At 67.1% G+C, this 14,051-nt stretch carries 17 protein-coding genes and 3 pseudogenes; 4 read left to right on the top strand and 16 right to left on the bottom strand.

Annotated features, from left to right (window positions below; all coding sequences use genetic code 11):
• Nucleotides 1-54: 54 nt before the first annotated feature.
• From nuoF to ACT4N8_RS10780, 12 genes and pseudogenes are all read right to left on the bottom strand, one after another.
• On the bottom strand, nt 55-1,362 hold the full coding sequence (gene nuoF, locus ACT4N8_RS10835; RefSeq protein WP_444858137.1) for an NADH-quinone oxidoreductase subunit NuoF: 1,308 nt from the start codon (nt 1,360-1,362) through the stop codon (nt 55-57).
• 114 nt (nt 1,363-1,476) lie between these two features.
• Nucleotides 1,477-1,647, bottom strand: coding sequence for a hypothetical protein (locus tag ACT4N8_RS10830; RefSeq protein WP_444858136.1), 171 nt, complete (start codon nt 1,645-1,647; stop codon nt 1,477-1,479).
• On the bottom strand, nt 1,647-2,000 hold the full coding sequence (locus ACT4N8_RS10825) for a hypothetical protein (RefSeq protein ID WP_444858135.1): 354 nt from the start codon (nt 1,998-2,000) through the stop codon (nt 1,647-1,649). The genes ACT4N8_RS10830 and ACT4N8_RS10825 overlap by 1 nt, the downstream gene beginning before the upstream one ends.
• Nucleotides 2,000-2,662 (bottom strand): NADH-quinone oxidoreductase subunit NuoE, encoded by a 663-nt coding sequence (nuoE, locus tag ACT4N8_RS10820; RefSeq protein WP_444858134.1) that lies wholly within the window; start codon nt 2,660-2,662, stop codon nt 2,000-2,002. Before nuoE ends, ACT4N8_RS10825 begins: the two co-directional genes overlap by 1 nt.
• 139 nt (nt 2,663-2,801) lie before the next feature.
• Complete coding sequence (locus ACT4N8_RS10815; protein ID WP_444858133.1) at nt 2,802-4,037, bottom strand: NADH-quinone oxidoreductase subunit D; 1,236 nt, start codon at nt 4,035-4,037, stop codon at nt 2,802-2,804.
• 126 nt (nt 4,038-4,163) lie between these two features.
• Nucleotides 4,164-4,808: pseudogene (locus ACT4N8_RS10810) on the bottom strand (NADH-quinone oxidoreductase subunit C); the annotation flags it as partial.
• A 4-nt stretch (nt 4,809-4,812) separates the two neighbouring features.
• A complete protein-coding gene (locus ACT4N8_RS10805) occupies nt 4,813-5,370 on the bottom strand; it encodes a NuoB/complex I 20 kDa subunit family protein (RefSeq protein ID WP_444858132.1) in 558 nt (185 codons plus the stop codon).
• A complete protein-coding gene (gene ndhC, locus ACT4N8_RS10800; protein WP_444858131.1) occupies nt 5,361-5,738 on the bottom strand; it encodes an NADH-quinone oxidoreductase subunit A in 378 nt (125 codons plus the stop codon). Before ndhC ends, ACT4N8_RS10805 begins: the two co-directional genes overlap by 10 nt.
• Before the next feature lie 91 nt (nt 5,739-5,829).
• Nucleotides 5,830-6,915, bottom strand: a complete 1,086-nt coding sequence (locus ACT4N8_RS10795; protein ID WP_444858130.1) for an SMP-30/gluconolactonase/LRE family protein — start codon at nt 6,913-6,915, stop codon at nt 5,830-5,832.
• Between the two features lie 119 nt (nt 6,916-7,034).
• On the bottom strand, nt 7,035-7,853 hold the full coding sequence (locus ACT4N8_RS10790) for an inositol monophosphatase family protein (RefSeq protein ID WP_444858129.1): 819 nt from the start codon (nt 7,851-7,853) through the stop codon (nt 7,035-7,037).
• An 11-nt stretch (nt 7,854-7,864) separates the two neighbouring features.
• Complete coding sequence (efp, locus tag ACT4N8_RS10785) at nt 7,865-8,428, bottom strand: elongation factor P (protein ID WP_444858128.1); 564 nt, start codon at nt 8,426-8,428, stop codon at nt 7,865-7,867.
• A 37-nt stretch (nt 8,429-8,465) separates the two neighbouring features.
• The gene (locus ACT4N8_RS10780) at nt 8,466-9,095 is read right to left on the bottom strand and encodes a M23 family metallopeptidase (protein WP_444858127.1); all 630 of its coding nucleotides are present in this window, start codon (nt 9,093-9,095) and stop codon (nt 8,466-8,468) included.
• A 106-nt stretch (nt 9,096-9,201) separates the two neighbouring features.
• On the opposite strand from ACT4N8_RS10780, the gene ACT4N8_RS10775 reads away from it, so the two are divergent.
• Nucleotides 9,202-9,711 (top strand): thermonuclease family protein, encoded by a 510-nt coding sequence (locus ACT4N8_RS10775; protein WP_444858126.1) that lies wholly within the window; start codon nt 9,202-9,204, stop codon nt 9,709-9,711.
• Between the two features lie 7 nt (nt 9,712-9,718).
• A complete protein-coding gene (locus ACT4N8_RS10770; RefSeq protein ID WP_444858125.1) occupies nt 9,719-10,825 on the top strand; it encodes a sensor histidine kinase in 1,107 nt (368 codons plus the stop codon).
• Nucleotides 10,826-10,850: 25 nt separating this feature from the next.
• Here ACT4N8_RS10770 and ACT4N8_RS10765 read toward each other — a convergent pair whose 3' ends face one another.
• On the bottom strand, nt 10,851-11,261 hold the full coding sequence (locus tag ACT4N8_RS10765) for a GFA family protein (RefSeq protein WP_444858124.1): 411 nt from the start codon (nt 11,259-11,261) through the stop codon (nt 10,851-10,853).
• Between ACT4N8_RS10765 and ACT4N8_RS10760 the strand changes: the two are divergent.
• Nucleotides 11,145-11,708: pseudogene (locus ACT4N8_RS10760) on the top strand (winged helix-turn-helix transcriptional regulator). The gene ACT4N8_RS10765 and the pseudogene ACT4N8_RS10760 overlap by 117 nt on opposite strands.
• On the opposite strand, the gene thiE reads toward ACT4N8_RS10760, so the two are convergent.
• Nucleotides 11,689-12,321, bottom strand: coding sequence for a thiamine phosphate synthase (thiE, locus tag ACT4N8_RS10755; protein ID WP_444858123.1), 633 nt, complete (start codon nt 12,319-12,321; stop codon nt 11,689-11,691). The pseudogene ACT4N8_RS10760 and the gene thiE sit on opposite strands and share 20 nt — an antisense overlap.
• Nucleotides 12,322-12,408: 87 nt before the next feature.
• Between thiE and ACT4N8_RS10750 the strand changes: the two genes are divergently transcribed.
• Nucleotides 12,409-12,783, top strand: a complete 375-nt coding sequence (locus ACT4N8_RS10750; protein WP_444858122.1) for a hypothetical protein — start codon at nt 12,409-12,411, stop codon at nt 12,781-12,783.
• A 9-nt stretch (nt 12,784-12,792) separates the two neighbouring features.
• Here ACT4N8_RS10750 and ACT4N8_RS10745 read toward each other — a convergent pair whose 3' ends face one another.
• Both ACT4N8_RS10745 and ACT4N8_RS10740 read right to left on the bottom strand, forming a co-directional pair.
• The gene (locus ACT4N8_RS10745; protein WP_444858121.1) at nt 12,793-13,812 is read right to left on the bottom strand and encodes a hypothetical protein; all 1,020 of its coding nucleotides are present in this window, start codon (nt 13,810-13,812) and stop codon (nt 12,793-12,795) included.
• 77 nt (nt 13,813-13,889) lie between these two features.
• Nucleotides 13,890-14,051, bottom strand: a pseudogene (locus tag ACT4N8_RS10740) (fructose bisphosphate aldolase); the annotation flags it as partial.

Genomic DNA, 14,051 nt, shown 5'->3' with positions numbered 1-14,051 from the left:
GCTCACTTTGCTCCTGCGCGCCCGCGGCAAGAGCGAGAAACAACAACAGCATTTTCATTCCGCCGCCTCCATGATCGGCGGCGCGTCGCCGGGGCCGCGGCGGGCGGCGATGCGGCGCTCGAGCTCGGGGCGGACGTGGCGGATCAGGCCCTGGATCGGCCATGCGGCGGCGTCGCCGAGCGCACAGATCGTATGGCCCTCGACCTGCTTGGTGACGTCGAGCAAGGTGTCGATCTCGTGACTCTCGGCATTGCCATCGACCAGCCGCTCCATCACCCGCCACATCCAGCCCGTGCCCTCGCGGCAGGGCGTGCACTGGCCGCAGCTCTCATGCTTGTAGAAATAGGAGATGCGGCTGATCGCCTTCACCACGTCGGTGGACTTGTCCATGACGATGATCGCGGCGGTGCCGAGGCCGGAGCCCAGATCCTTGAGCCCGTCGAAATCCATCGGTGCGTCGACGATCTCGGCGGCGGGGACGAGCGGTACCGAGGAGCCACCCGGGATGACGGCGAGCAGATTGTCCCAGCCGCCGCGGATGCCGCCCGCATGGCGGTCGATCAGCTCGCGGAAGGGCACGCTCATCGCGTCCTCCACGACGCAGGGGCGGTTCACGTGGCCGGAAATCTGGAAGAGCTTGGTGCCCTCGTTCTTCGGCCGGCCGATGCCGGCGAACCAGGCGGCGCCGCGCCGGAGGATGGTCGGCACCACCGCGATCGATTCGACATTGTTGACCGTGGTCGGGCAGCCGTAAAGGCCTGCACCCGCGGGGAAAGGCGGCTTGAGGCGCGGCTTGCCGGGCTTGCCCTCCAGGCTTTCGAGCATCGCCGTCTCTTCGCCGCAAATGTAGGCGCCGGCGCCGCGGTGGACGAACAGGTCGAAATCGTAGCCGGATTTGGCCGCGTTCTTGCCGAGCAGCCCCGCCTCATAGGCTTCGGCGACCGCGGCCTCGAGCGTCTCGGTCTCGCGAATGAACTCGCCGCGGATGTAAATGTAGCCGGCGCGGGCGCGCATCGCGAAGCCGGCGAGCAAGGCGCCCTCGATCAGCTTGTGCGGATCATGGCGGATGATCTCGCGGTCCTTGCAGCTGCCGGGCTCGGATTCGTCGGCGTTGATGACGAGGAAATTGGGCCGGCCGGGCGCCGGCTCCTTGGGCATGAAGCTCCACTGCATGCCGGTCGGGAATCCCGCCCCGCCGCGGCCGCGCAGGCCCGAGGCCTTGATCTCCTCGATGATCGAATCCTGGCCCTTCGCCATCAGCGATTTGTTGTCGTCCCAGTCGCCGCGCTGCTGCGCCGCCTTCAGCCCCCAGGGCTGAAAGCCGTAGACGTTGGTGAAGATCCGGTCCTTGTCAGCGAGCATGACGATCCCCACAGATCGTCACCCCGGCGAAGGCCGGGGTCTCAGCGAGACGCGCCGAGACTTCTTGTCCCGAGATCCCGGCCTTCGCCGGGATGACGAATATGGCCGCAAGCATCATCGTCCCCCGATCATCCGCCGCGCGACGACATAGGCGCCGATGCCGAGCGCGACGACGATGCCGACCGCGAGCAGCTTGAACGCGAACTTGATCACCGCGACGAGCAGCCACAAAGCCACCAGGGCGACGATGATCGCGACGATCGTGCTCTTCGTACCCGCGCTCATCAGCCCCGCTCCCCGTTGCCGCAGAATTCCGCCACCGCGCGCGCCATCTCGCCCGGGCCCATTTCGGGCTCGATGAAGACGTCCTCGCCGTTGATGACGATGTAGCGATGCCGCGCCGAGCCTTGCATGTAGGCCCCGCAGACGATTGTGACACCCTCGCGGGTGCCGGCGCTCGCATCCGCGAAGCGGGCTTCGCCGGCCGAACCGATACGGGCGCGAACCAGCCGCTCGGCCGCGGCGGCCGGCGTTTCCGGCCCGGGCGCCGGGGCGGCGACATTGGCCGACTGGTTGTTGGTCTCTTCGCCGCTCTGGCAGGCGGCGAGCAGCAGGAGCGAGGCAAGCGCGAGCCGCATCACCACTCGCTCCTGTAGTCGTGATTTTCCTCCACCATCGCCGCAAGCGTGGTTGGGCCGCCCTCGGGGCAGCTGGTCTGGCGCTCGATCTGCGGGCCGGGCTTCGGTGTTTCGCCCTTGGCCAAAGCGTCGAGGATCGCCGCCATGCTGTCGAAGCTCAAATCCTCGTAATTGTCGTCGTTGATCTGGACCATCGGCGCGTTGGCGCAGACGCCGAGGCATTCGACCTCGTTGAGCGTGAACAGGCCGTCCCCGGTCGTCTGACCCTTCTTCATGCCGCGGGCGTAGCATGCGGCGAGAACCTCGTCCGAGCCGCGCAGCATGCAGGGCGTGGTGCCGCAGACCTGGACGTGGAAGCGGCCGACCGGGGCGAGGTTGAACATCGTGTAGAAGGTCGCGACTTCGTAGGCCCGAATGTAGGGCATATCGAGATAGGCGGCGACAAATTCGATCACCGGAATCGGCAGCCAGCCCTGCGTCTCCGTCTCCGCGCCGATCTGGCGCTGGGCGAGATCGAGCAAAGGAATGATCGCGCTGTGCTGCCGGCCGGGCGGATAGCGGCCGATGACGGTCTTCGCCTGCGCCTCGTTTTCAGGCGTCCAGGCGAAGGACCCCCAGCGCTCGCGAAGTTCGGGCGTATCGGGAAGGCGCTTGGCGGCCATTAGCGATCCACATCCCCGAACACTCGGGTTAGGCGCTCGCGCTCGAGATGTTTGCGATCAACGCGTCCGGCGAGCCAAAGGATGGCCCCCCAATAGCCAAGGATCACAAGCGCGGCGATGACGGTGCCCACGATAAAGATCACCGGTCGACCTCCCCGAAGACGATGTCGAGCGCGCCCAGGATCGCGGTGACGTCGGCGAGCATGTGGCCGCGGCTCATGAAATCCATCGCCTGAAGGTGGCTGAACCCGGTCGGGCGGATCTTCACGCGGTAGGGCTTGTTGGTGCCGTCGGCGACCAGATAGACGCCGAACTCGCCCTTGGGACTCTCGGTCGCCACATAGACCTCGCCGGCGGGAACGTGGAAGCCCTCGGTGTAAAGCTTGAAGTGATGGATCAGCGCTTCCATCGACTGCTTCATCTCGGCCCGCTTCGGCGGGACGACCTTGCGGTCGAGGCTGGCGATCGGCCCGTCCGGCATCTCGTTGAGGCACTGCTTCATGATGCGGACCGATTGCCGCACCTCCTCGACGCGGACCATGAAGCGGTCGTAGCAATCGCCGCGCGTGCCGACGGGGACGTCGAACTCCATCCGGTCGTAGACGTCGTAGGGCTGGCTCTTGCGCAAATCCCAGGGGATTCCGGCGGCGCGGATCATCGGCCCGGAGAAGCCCCAGGCGAGCGCATCTTCCTTCGAGACCGTGGCGATATCGACGTTGCGCTGCTTGAAGATGCGGTTGTCGGCGACCAGGCTGATCGCATCCTCGAACAATCCCAGAACCCGATTGTCGAGCCAGTCGGCGATGTCGGTCAGCAGCTTGAGCGGCACATCCTGATGGACTCCGCCCGGGCGGAACCAGGCGGCGTGCATTCGGGCACCGGAGGCGCGCTCGTAGAAATTCATGCAGTCTTCGCGCAGCTCGAACAGCCATAGGTTCGGCGTCATCGCGCCGACGTCCATGACGTGGCTGCCGAGGTTCAGCATATGGTTCGAGATGCGGGTGAGCTCGGCGAAGAAAACGCGGAGATATTGCGCGCGCAGCGGCACTTCGAGGCCGAGCAATTTCTCGATCGCCAGCACGAAGCTGTGCTCCATGCACATCGGCGAGCAATAATCGAGCCGGTCGAAATAGGGCAAAGCCTGGAGATAGGTCTTGTGCTCGCAGAGCTTCTCGGTGCCGCGGTGGAGCAGGCCGATATGGGGATCGACCCGCTCGATGATCTCGCCGTCCAGCTCGAGCACGAGCCGGAGCACGCCATGGGCGGCCGGATGCTGCGGCCCGAAATTGATCGTGTAATTGGCGACCGCGACGTCGCCGACGGTGGGATCGGCGGCATCGGTCTCGCCGGCTATCTCTTCGAGATACTCAGCCATGTCGCACCCCCGCGTCTTGCCAGCGAAGGCTGGCATCTCGGGACAAGAGGGCACAACCCTCCCCGCTGAGATCCCGGCCTCCGCCGGGATGACGGCCTGTCGGGGCCGTCATTTCTTCACCTCGTCCGCCTTCAGCGGCGTCGGCGCGCCGGGCGCTTCGGGCCGGCCCTTCTCATCGCCGGGGAGATAATATTCGGCGCCTTCCCACGGACTGAGGAAATCGAAGTTGCGGAAATCCTGGGAAAGGCGGACGGGCTCGTAGACGACCCGCTTCTGCTCCTCGGAATAGCGCAGCTCGACATAGCCGGTGAGCGGGAAATCCTTGCGCTGCGGATGGCCGCGAAAGCCGTAATCGGTGAGGATGCGTCTCAAGTCCGGATTGCCCTCGAACAGCACCCCGTACATGTCGAACACCTCGCGCTCGAGCCAGCCGGCGACGGGGAAGACCGCCGTCACGGTCGGCACCGGATGGTCCTCGTCGGTCGAGACGCGGATGCGGATGCGGTGGTTCTTTGTCAGCGAGAGCAAATGATAGACCACCTCGAACCGCTCCGGCCGCTCCGGATAGTCGACTCCGGCGATCTCCATCAGCTGCTGATAATCGAGCTCGTCGCGCAATTTGGTCAGCACCTCGGCGATGCTCTCGCGCCGTACGTCGATCGAGACCTCGTCGACCTCGTCCCTGGCCGACAGGAAGGCGTCGCCGATCGCGGCCTTCACCGCGTCGATGATGCCCTCACGGGCCGGAACGAGGGGAGCGGGGCTCGGCATGCGTCTACCGCTCGATCGTGCCTTCGCGGCGGATTTTCCGCTGCAGCTGCATGATGCCGTAGAGCAGGGCCTCGGCGGTCGGCGGGCAGCCGGGGACGTAGATGTCGACCGGAACGATCCGGTCGCAGCCGCGCACGACGCTGTAGCTGTAATGGTAATAGCCGCCGCCGTTCGCGCAGCTGCCCATCGAGATCACGTAACGCGGTTCGCTCATCTGGTCGTAGACCCGGCGCAGGGCCGGCGCCATCTTGTTGCAGAGCGTCCCGGCGACGATCATCACGTCGCTCTGGCGGGGGCTCGCGCGCGGCGCGGCGCCAAATCTTTCAAGGTCGTAGCGCGGCATGTTCACATGGATCATCTCGACCGCGCAGCAGGCGAGGCCGAAGGTCATCCACCAGAGCGAGCCGGTCCGCGCCCACTGGAACAGATCCTCGGTCGTCGTGACGAGGAAGCCCTTGTCGGAAACCTCGGACTGGATCTGATTGAAGACGTAGGAATCGGGCGGCGCGCCGTCGGCAGGCGAAGCCATCGGCTGCCCGCGGGCGTCCAGGATCACTCCCATTCGAGCGCCCCCTTCTTCCACGCATAAGCGAAGCCCAGCGCGAGCTCGACGAGGAAGATCATCATCGCGAACCAGGCCGCCCAGCCGAGCCCGATCACGGTCACCGCCCAGGGGAAAAGGAAGGCCGCCTCGAGATCGAAGATGATGAACAGAATCGCGACCAGGTAGAAACGGACGTCGAACTGGGCTCGGCTGTCCTCGAAGGCCGGAAAGCCACACTCATATTCGGCGAGCTTGTCCGGATAGGGCCGCGAGGCGCCGGTCAGCTTCGCCACGATCATCGGCAGCACGACGAACGCGAGCGAAATCCCCAGCGCGACGGCCAGGAAGAGCAGGATCGGCAGATAGTCGGCGGCGACCGACGCCATCGGGAAGGACTCCGGAAACCCAAGGATTTGCGGGCGCTTTAGGACCCCCGCCGAGAGGACGCAAGGCTCCGGAACGGCTCTCCAACGACTTTCAGAAATTCCGTCCGCGAAGGCTCAGCTCGCGGATCGCGGTGGGCCGGGTCGGGCCGTCGCCGGTGAGCGCGCCGCCGCCGCCGTAGCGCTCCCATTGGGCGTCGGCGACATAGAGGAAGCGGTTACCGCGGACGACGCCCAGGGTCGGCTCGCCCCAGTCGGGATGGGCGCTTTCGAGCGTCTCGACGCGGGTGATGCGCCGGCCGTCACGGTCGAGCTCGAGATAGAGGATGCGGCGCGGGCTGGTGCCGTTTTGGACCGCGATCAGCCCGTCGCCGTAGCGGGCGAGCCCGTCGATCCCGTCGAGCATCGTCGTGACGTCCGAGGCGAGCCGCGAAATCTCGCCGCTGTTGAGATCGACCACCGCGAGCCCGTGGACGTAGTCCGAGACGTAGAGCCGCCGCCGGTCGACCGACTGAACCAGGCCCTGCGGATTGGCGAAGCGGCCCGGCGGCACGATCACCGAGGCGACGGTGTCGCCGACGCCGACCCGCCAGATCGTCCCGTTCGCCGGATCGGCGGCATAGACGGTGCCGTCCGGCGCGACGTGGATGTCGGCGGGCGAGCCCTCCCCTTCGATCGCCAGCCGATGGACGATCTGGAGCCCGTCGAGATCGAGCGCGATCAGGCCGCGAAAGGCGGTTTCCGGCGAAGGGGTCTGATCGATCGCACCGGAGGCGATCCAGAGCCGCCGGCGGGGGTCGTCGATGGCGAGGCCGAACAGGCTGCCCGCGTCGAGCCCCGGCACGCTCCGCCAGTTCTCGCCGTCGCCGTAGATCAGCTCGCGGCCGACCACGGACGAGGCGAACAGGCGGTCCCGCCGCCCGTCCCAGGCGATTCCCTCGATCAGGCGGCCGCTGGCGGGGATGGTGGTGAAGAGGCGGCTGCCTTGGACGACCGCCCGGCTCGCATCGAAGCGCAGGCGGAGCGCCGCCATGTCCTCGTCGGGCACATAGCGCGCGAGCAACTCGATCGTCTCCGCCGAGGGCGCGTAGCCGAGCTCGGCGAGGCGCGCGAGACCGGCGCGGACGCGCGCCGCGTCCTGGACCGAATGGGCCGCGGCGAGCTGGCGGCGGACGAGCATGGCGCTGTTCGGAAAGAGCTCGGCGATCGCCTCCTGGCCGATCGCGGTGCGCAGCTGGCCTTCGGGAATCCGCCAGTCCTGCGCGGCGGCCGGCGCGGCCGTCGCGAGCAGCAGCGCGACTAGCGCAAGGCGCCGGCGACGAGCTTGTGGAGGCGCGAGTGGATCTGGTCGTTCCCGGCCAGCACCTGGCCCTTGGCGAGGGCGGCGCCGCCGCCACGGAAATCGGTCACGAAGCCGCCGGCCTCGCGCACCAGGATCAGGCCCGCCGCAATATCCCACGGTTGAAGATCATCCTCCCAGAAGCCGTCATAGCGGCCCGCGGCGACCCACGCCAGATCGAGCGCGGCCGAGCCGAAGCGACGAATCCCGGCGACTTCGGGCGCGACCGCCGCGAGGATCTTCTGGAAGCGATCGTGATCGCCATGACCCTTGTAGGGGACGCCGGTCGCGATCAGCGCCTCGTCGAGGTTACGGCGTGAGGAGACGCGCAGCCGCCGGTCCTGGAGCCAGGCCCCCCGGCCCTTCTCCGCCCAGAAGCTCTCGTCGGTCAGCGGCTGGTAGACGAGGCCGTGGCTGAGCTCGCCCCAGCCCTGTCCGCCCGGCCGCGGTTCCTGCACCGCGATCGAGATCGCGAAATGCGGAATGCCGTGGAGGAAATTGGAGGTGCCGTCGACCGGATCGACCATCCAGCGCGGCTTGGCCGGGTTGCCCTCGATCTCGCCGCCTTCCTCGAGCAGCAGGCCCCAGTCGGGCCGCGCGTGCCGCAACTCCTCGACGAGGGTGCGCTCTGCGCGCTCGTCGGCCATCGAGACGAAGTCGGCCGGGCCCTTGCGGCTCACCTGGAGCTGCTCGACCTCGCCGAAGTCGCGGCGCAGGCGCGGCGCCGCCTTGCGCGCGGCGCGCTCCATGACGGTGATGAGGCCTGAATGGCTAACCAAGGTAAATCCGATCAGTCCGCGCGGCGGACGTAGGTCTGGTCATAGACGTCGACGACGATGCGGGTTCCGGCGCTGATGTGCGGCGGGACCATGACGCGCACGCCGTTGTCGAGAATGGCGGGCTTGTAGCTCGACGAAGCGGTCTGACCTTTCACCACCGCGTCGGCCTCGACAATCTCGGCCTCGATCGTGTCGGGGAGCTGCACGCTGATCGGCTTCTCGTTGTAGAGCTCCATCACCACGTCCATCCCGTCCTGGAGGAAAGCGGCGGCGTCGCCGAGCAAATCGCGGGGCAGCGAGACCTGCTCGTAATCGGCCTTGTCCATGAAGGTCAGCATGTCGCCTTCGGCATAGAGGAACTGGAAGTCCTTGGTGTCGAGCCGGACCCGCTCCACCGTCTCGGCCGAGCGGAAGCGGACATTGTTCTTGCGGCCGTCGATGAGGTTCTTCATCTCGACCTGCATGTAGGCGCCGCCCTTGCCGGGCTGGGTGTGCTGGATCTTCACCGCGCGCCAGATGCCGCCTTCATATTCGATGATGTTGCCGGGACGAATGTCCACGCCGCTGATATTCATGACGATGCTCGCTGATAGGAGAGGTTTGGCGGGCGCTTTAGCGGGGTGCGCCGCCTCCGGCAAGGAGCGGATAGGGGTTGATCGGGATGCCCTGATGCCAACGGTCGGTGGGCCCCATGCGGCGGATCGCGAAATGAAGGTGGGGCCCCGCCGGATTGGCGTTGCCGGTACTGCCGACCGTGCCGATCGGGTCGCCGCGCCGAATGCGCTGGCCTTCCCTCAATCCCGGCGCATAAGCCTCGAGATGGGCGTAATAGTAGCTCCAGCGCCGGTCGGGCGAGCGGACATAGACGGTGATCCCGCCGCCGCCCCGGCTGAAGAAGAGCCGCTCGACGAGTCCGTCGGCCGCCGCGACCACCGCCGTGCCGCGCGGGGCCATGATGTCGATCGCGTCATGCACGCGCGCGCCGCCGGCGCGGGCTTGGCTGTAGGTGTCGAGCAGCTGGGCGGGCCGCATCCCTGCGACCGGAATGGCGAGGCCGGACGGCGCCACCGCGACCGCGCCCCGATCGGCCGGGAAGGCCGCGTCGATCTCCGCCGCGCTCGGCGCCGCGCCGTCCTGAGGCAAATCACCCGCCGCGTTCCAGGCGGACCAGAACAAGGTGGCGAACAGGACGATCACCAGCAAAATGATAATCAGCGCGGTGCCTAACGCCAGCCTTTGCATGAATGAAAAACCCGTTTCGCGCCTGCATCGTTCCCGTGCCGATCCCGGTTGAGAGCGGTCGCATCCTCCGGCATATAGAGGCGCGGGGCAAAGGAGTTGCGTGGGCATGTGGGGGCGTTTGCGGAGCAGGGTCGGCGCGGGCGGGCTCGTCATCGGCGTCATCGTCGTCGCGGCGCTTATCTTCATCGGCTTCAGCGTGCTGCAGAGTATCCGGCCGGACGAGGTCAACATCGCCGCCGGCAGCAATTTCTCGTGCACCGTGCTCAGCGTCTATGACGGCGATGGTCCGATCAACTGCGCCGAGGTCGACGGCCAGGGCCGGCAGGTTACCGTCCGGCTGCGCGGGATCGAAGCGCGCGAACCCGACAATAGCTGCCAGACCGAGATCTGCCCGCGCATGTCCGGCGAAGAAGCCAAAGCAGCGCTCACCCGGCTCGCGGTCGGGCGGCTGCAATGCGCCTCCTTCGGCCCGTCTTACGACCGCGTCGACGCGAGTTGCCGCAATCCCGACGGCATCGATATCAGTTGCGAGTTGATCCGCACTGGCGCCGCCGTGCGCTGGCCCGAATTTGACCGGGAGGAGCGGCTGGTGAGCTGCGTGCCCCCGCGCCAGTGAAGACAAGATGAACGCCAGCCGCCCGATGGAACGGCTGCGCCGGCAGCTGAGCCAGACCGCTTTGGGCCCGGCGCTGGTGATCTGGGCGTTCGGCTACGCCCTCGTCGACGTCTTCGCCTTCATCATGGGCCGCGCCGCGCTCGGCACCAACTTCGTCTCGTCGATGCCGATGTTCGCGCTCGGCGTCGGGCTGACCCTCGCGCTCGACTGGCTGCGCCATGCGCTGCAGCGCCGGAACCTGCTGCTGCGCTGGGCCTTGTTCGGGCTCGCCATTTGCGGCGCCACCGCCGTCCAGGCCCTGTTCGACGTCTATTGGCTGCGCTGGCTCGCGCTCAACCTGCTGCCGAGCTGGCAGGAATGGGCGGTGGTGATCGATCTGCAGCGGCTGTTCACCGTGGGCATCCTCTATCTGTGGACCTTCTGCCTGGCCCTGACCCTGCTCTGGGCGGCACGGTTCAGCACCAAGTTCGAGGCGAGCACGGCGCGCGCCGCCCGGGCGGAGGCAGCGGCTGTCCGGGCCGAGGCGGCGGCCTTGCGCCTGCAACTCAACCCGCATTTCCTGTTCAACACGCTGAATTCGATCTCCAGCCTCGTCCATCTCGACCGCAAGGGCGAAGCCGAGGAGATGATCGACCGGCTCTGCGATTTCCTGCGCGCCTCCTTGAACGCCGACCCGATGGCCGACGTGCCGTTGGCCGAGGAGATCGACGCAATCGACGCCTATCTCGGGATCGAGGCCGCGCGCTTCGGCGAGCGGCTGGACGCGGCCATCGATGTCGCCCCCGGCCTGTCCGACGCGCCCGTGCCGAACTTCATCCTGCAGCCGCTCGTCGAGAATGCGATCAAGCACGGCGTCGCCAAGGCGAAGGGCGTGACCCGGCTCCACGTGCGGGCACGGGCGGACGGCGAGATGCTCGAGCTGAGCGTGATCAACGAATCGCCTGATGACGCGGAAGCCGTCTCGCAGGTCTATCCGTCGCGGCCGAGCACCGGCATCGGTCTCGCCAACATCCGCCAGCGCCTCGCCAACCGCTTCGGCGACGCGGCGGGGCTCGAGACCACCGCCTTGCCGGACGGCCATTTGGCGGTGATCCGCCTGCCGCTGGAAAGCTGAGTTTCCGGCTGGCCCCGATTTAGCCCTAAGCCGGGAGCGGCGCCATCTCCGGAAAGCTCGTCATGCCCTCGATCCGGTCCCAGGCCGGGGCGCGGCTCGCATAGACCACCATGTGCGGCGTGACGCGGTCCGGATCATCGAGGCTCGAGGCGCGCAGAAAGATCATGCCCGGCATGGCGCTGTTGGTGGAAAAGACGGCGCTGCCGCAGGTCGGGCAAAAGCGCCGCGCAACGACATTGCCGCTGTCCGCCGGGCGCTCATAGCAGGCGAGCTCGCCGCTCACCTCGAAGGCCGACGCTGGCACCATCGCATGCGTCGCATGGCCGGTCGCGCTGGTCTTCCGGCAGTCGACGCAGTGGCAATGACCGCACACCATCGGCTCGCCGGCTGCGTACCGCACGTTTCCACACAGACACCCGCCCGTCAGCTCGCTCATTCCGTCCTCCTTGCGACTCGGCCCATCCCTTGCCGATCCTTCGAAAGGCTAGTAGGATTCTTGTTACTTGCAAGTGAGTATTTAATGCCGAAGCTGAAAGCGCCGCGTTCCGGATGCCCGATCGCCTCCGCACTCGATCTGGTGGGCGACCGCTGGACACTGGTCATCGTCCGCGACATGATCAACGGGAAGGCGCGGTTCGGCGACTTTCTCGGCTCGCCCGAGGGGATCACGACCAACGTATTGGCCGACCGCCTCGCTGCCATGGAGCGCGAGGGGCTGGTCGAACTGTTGCCCTACATCTAGCGGCCGCTGCTCCACGAATACCGCCTCACCGAAAAGGGCCGCGCGCTCTGGCCTGTGCTCCAGGCCTATTGCCGCTGGGCGAACCGGTTCGTGCCCGAAACCTGGACGCCGCCGCCGGGCTTCATGCGGCCGGTTGGCTGAGAATCTCGCCGAAGGCTCGGACCGCGGCAGCCGGCCCCTCGGGATGATTCCAGACTCCGCCGCAGACAGCGAGGAAATCGGCGCCGGCCTCGACGAGCGGGCGGCCGTTTTCCGGCGTAATCCCGCCGATCGCGACGCAGGGGATTTCGAACAGGCTCGACCACCAGATCAGGATGTCCAGATCGGGCCGGTGCCGAACCTCCTTGGTCGTGGTCGGGAAAAAGGCGCCGAAGGCGACGTAATCGGCGCCCGCCTCCCCGGCCTCCATCGCGAGATGGCGGCTGTCGTGGCAGGTGACGCCGATCTGCACGCTGGGGCCGAGCAGAGCGCGCGCCTCGCGCGGGTCGCCGTCGCCCTGCCCCAGGTGGACCCCGTCCGCGCCGAGACGCTTCGCGAGCGCCATGTCGTCGTTGACGATGAAGGCAACCTCATGCGCGGCGCAGATCGCCTGCAGCGGCTCGGCCAGCCGCGCGGCTTCGTGCTGATCGGTCCCCTTCACGCGGAACTGGAGGGCCGCGACCGGGCCGGCGCCGAGCGCTTCCCGCAATCGATCGGGGAAAGCGCCGCCAACGTCGAGCGGGGAGATCAGATAGAGCTGGCAAGACGGGGTCATCCGGCCTCCCTAGCCGGAGCGCCGGGTGGATCGAAGCGGGAATCGCCGTTCAGCGGCTATGCAGCAGCCCCGAGGCAATTGGGGCGCATGCGATGCACCTTGGTTCCGCTCCTCGCTGCCGTCTCGGCCTGCACGACGGTTGCTGCCGCGCCGCGCGAAGGCGATACCGCCGCACTCGGCGAGACAGTCCGGATCGTCGACCTCGTGGTCACCCCGCGCGCAGTAGTCGAGGACAGTCGGTGTCCCGTCGACGTCACCTGCATCTGGGCGGGGCGAATCGTGCTGCGCGCCCAAGTGAACGACGGCGCGAGCCGCCGCGTGTTCGACCTCGACCTCGGTCAATCGGTCCAGGTCGGCGACGGGATGCTGGCGCTGCGCGAGGTCACGCCCGCACGGCACTCGGGCGCGCCAATCTCGCCCGCCGATTATCGCTTCCACTTCACTTTCGACGGCCTCGAATGAGGCGCCGACTCAATTGGCGCTCGCCATCGCCGCATTTTCTTCCGTGATGATTGCCTCCAGCCTTGCTCGCAAGGGATGCAGCTGGAGGAAGAATTGAGAGAAGCCCTCCGGGGTCATCCTGCCCTGATTCCCCGCCTCCGCCCGTACAAGGGTCGCGAGGTCGAGCGCGAGCGGAAAGACCTGCCGAACGACGGCCATCAACGCAATTGTGCGACGCAGGATCGAGGCTGCGCTCCGGTCTCCCCGGCGCTCGGCATCGATCAGGTCGGCCTCATACTCGGCAACTTCCCGGTCGAGCTTGGTGGTGCCCGCTTCGGCTGCCCGCTCCAGCGCCACCGCAAAATCCTCGAGGTCGCGCGGGAGCTGCGCATCGAAATTCGGCCGCGAGAGATCGGGTAACGCTTCCAGAACGCGCTGCGAAATCTGAAAATAGAGAAGCTGAACGCTGATGATCTCCCACGTGCTCTCTTCCTGCGAAACCGTGGCCAGCGAAGCGCGGATCATCAGCGCCTGGGATTCCAGCAGCAGCCTCAGCCCCTGGCGCATTTGACGTCCTGCCACCAAGACTCCGGCCAGGTCGTTGGCGCCCGCTGCGCTCACCAGCGACACGAAGGATCCCATCAGGGATCGGACCTCACGGTTCAGCCGACGCGTCTGACCCAAGATGGTCGAAGGCCGCACGTCCTCCGACAAATCGAGCAAGGGAAATTCCGGGAGCTCCAGCGCCGTAAGCTGCGCCTCGGCGGCGTCCAGCACCTGATATGCGCGCTCGACCGTCGACAGGAAGCGCGCCAGGCGAGCATTGGTATCCCCTGGCCCCGACATTGCGGCATCCCAGTTTTGCGAAAGGCTCGCCATTTCGCGCTGCACCGGCGCCTCGATCTCGCCGATGCGGACCAGCCATTGGCCGTAGGCCACCATTTCGGCATTGATCCGCGCGGCCTCGTCGGTCGCCAGCGTCGGCACAGCCGACGCCAGCGCCGGGCTCTGCCACGCAAGTAGCGCAAGCATCCATAGAATCAATCTCATGCAATCCCCCCACGCCCTGACGAGACGTCGTGGCGCATGCTTATACTAGATCGGGAGGCGTGCCTCGCCAATCGGCGTCAGACCATGGCCTTGTCGGTCGATGCCTCGTAGATTTCGTCGATTGCCTCGCCGAGGGCGCGGTCGAACTCGTCGTCGCTCATCCCCGCGCGCAAATCCTCGAGCAGGGCGCGCGAGAAGCTGGCGATCATGCCGCGGTTCTTGGCGAGCTCGCGGCAGGC

This window comes from Sphingosinicella sp. (genome assembly GCF_052387495.1).
In the GTDB taxonomy this organism is placed as follows: domain Bacteria; phylum Pseudomonadota; class Alphaproteobacteria; order Sphingomonadales; family Sphingomonadaceae; genus Allosphingosinicella.
This window is presented reverse-complemented; position numbering and strand designations above follow the sequence as displayed.

What these genes read in the sequence shown, in the direction of transcription:
- thiE (WP_444858123.1), bottom strand. Translation starts at nt 12,321, where the DNA reads ATGACCCCGTCTTGCCAGCTCTATCTGATCTCCCCGCTCGACGTTGGC.
- ACT4N8_RS10775 (WP_444858126.1), top strand. Translation starts at nt 9,202, where the DNA reads ATGTGGGGGCGTTTGCGGAGCAGGGTCGGCGCGGGCGGGCTCGTCATC.
- ACT4N8_RS10795 (WP_444858130.1), bottom strand. Translation starts at nt 6,915, where the DNA reads ATGCTCGTCCGCCGCCAGCTCGCCGCGGCCCATTCGGTCCAGGACGCG.
- nuoF (WP_444858137.1), bottom strand. Translation starts at nt 1,362, where the DNA reads ATGCTCGCTGACAAGGACCGGATCTTCACCAACGTCTACGGCTTTCAG.
- efp (WP_444858128.1), bottom strand. Translation starts at nt 8,428, where the DNA reads ATGAATATCAGCGGCGTGGACATTCGTCCCGGCAACATCATCGAATAT.
- ACT4N8_RS10750 (WP_444858122.1), top strand. Translation starts at nt 12,409, where the DNA reads ATGCGATGCACCTTGGTTCCGCTCCTCGCTGCCGTCTCGGCCTGCACG.
- ACT4N8_RS10815 (WP_444858133.1), bottom strand. Translation starts at nt 4,037, where the DNA reads ATGGCTGAGTATCTCGAAGAGATAGCCGGCGAGACCGATGCCGCCGAT.
- ACT4N8_RS10745 (WP_444858121.1), bottom strand. Translation starts at nt 13,812, where the DNA reads ATGAGATTGATTCTATGGATGCTTGCGCTACTTGCGTGGCAGAGCCCG.
- ACT4N8_RS10805 (WP_444858132.1), bottom strand. Translation starts at nt 5,370, where the DNA reads ATGGGAGTGATCCTGGACGCCCGCGGGCAGCCGATGGCTTCGCCTGCC.
- nuoE (WP_444858134.1), bottom strand. Translation starts at nt 2,662, where the DNA reads ATGGCCGCCAAGCGCCTTCCCGATACGCCCGAACTTCGCGAGCGCTGG.
- ACT4N8_RS10830 (WP_444858136.1), bottom strand. Translation starts at nt 1,647, where the DNA reads ATGAGCGCGGGTACGAAGAGCACGATCGTCGCGATCATCGTCGCCCTG.
- ACT4N8_RS10765 (WP_444858124.1), bottom strand. Translation starts at nt 11,261, where the DNA reads ATGAGCGAGCTGACGGGCGGGTGTCTGTGTGGAAACGTGCGGTACGCA.
- ACT4N8_RS10780 (WP_444858127.1), bottom strand. Translation starts at nt 9,095, where the DNA reads ATGCAAAGGCTGGCGTTAGGCACCGCGCTGATTATCATTTTGCTGGTG.
- ndhC (WP_444858131.1), bottom strand. Translation starts at nt 5,738, where the DNA reads ATGGCGTCGGTCGCCGCCGACTATCTGCCGATCCTGCTCTTCCTGGCC.
- ACT4N8_RS10770 (WP_444858125.1), top strand. Translation starts at nt 9,719, where the DNA reads ATGAACGCCAGCCGCCCGATGGAACGGCTGCGCCGGCAGCTGAGCCAG.
- ACT4N8_RS10825 (WP_444858135.1), bottom strand. Translation starts at nt 2,000, where the DNA reads ATGCGGCTCGCGCTTGCCTCGCTCCTGCTGCTCGCCGCCTGCCAGAGC.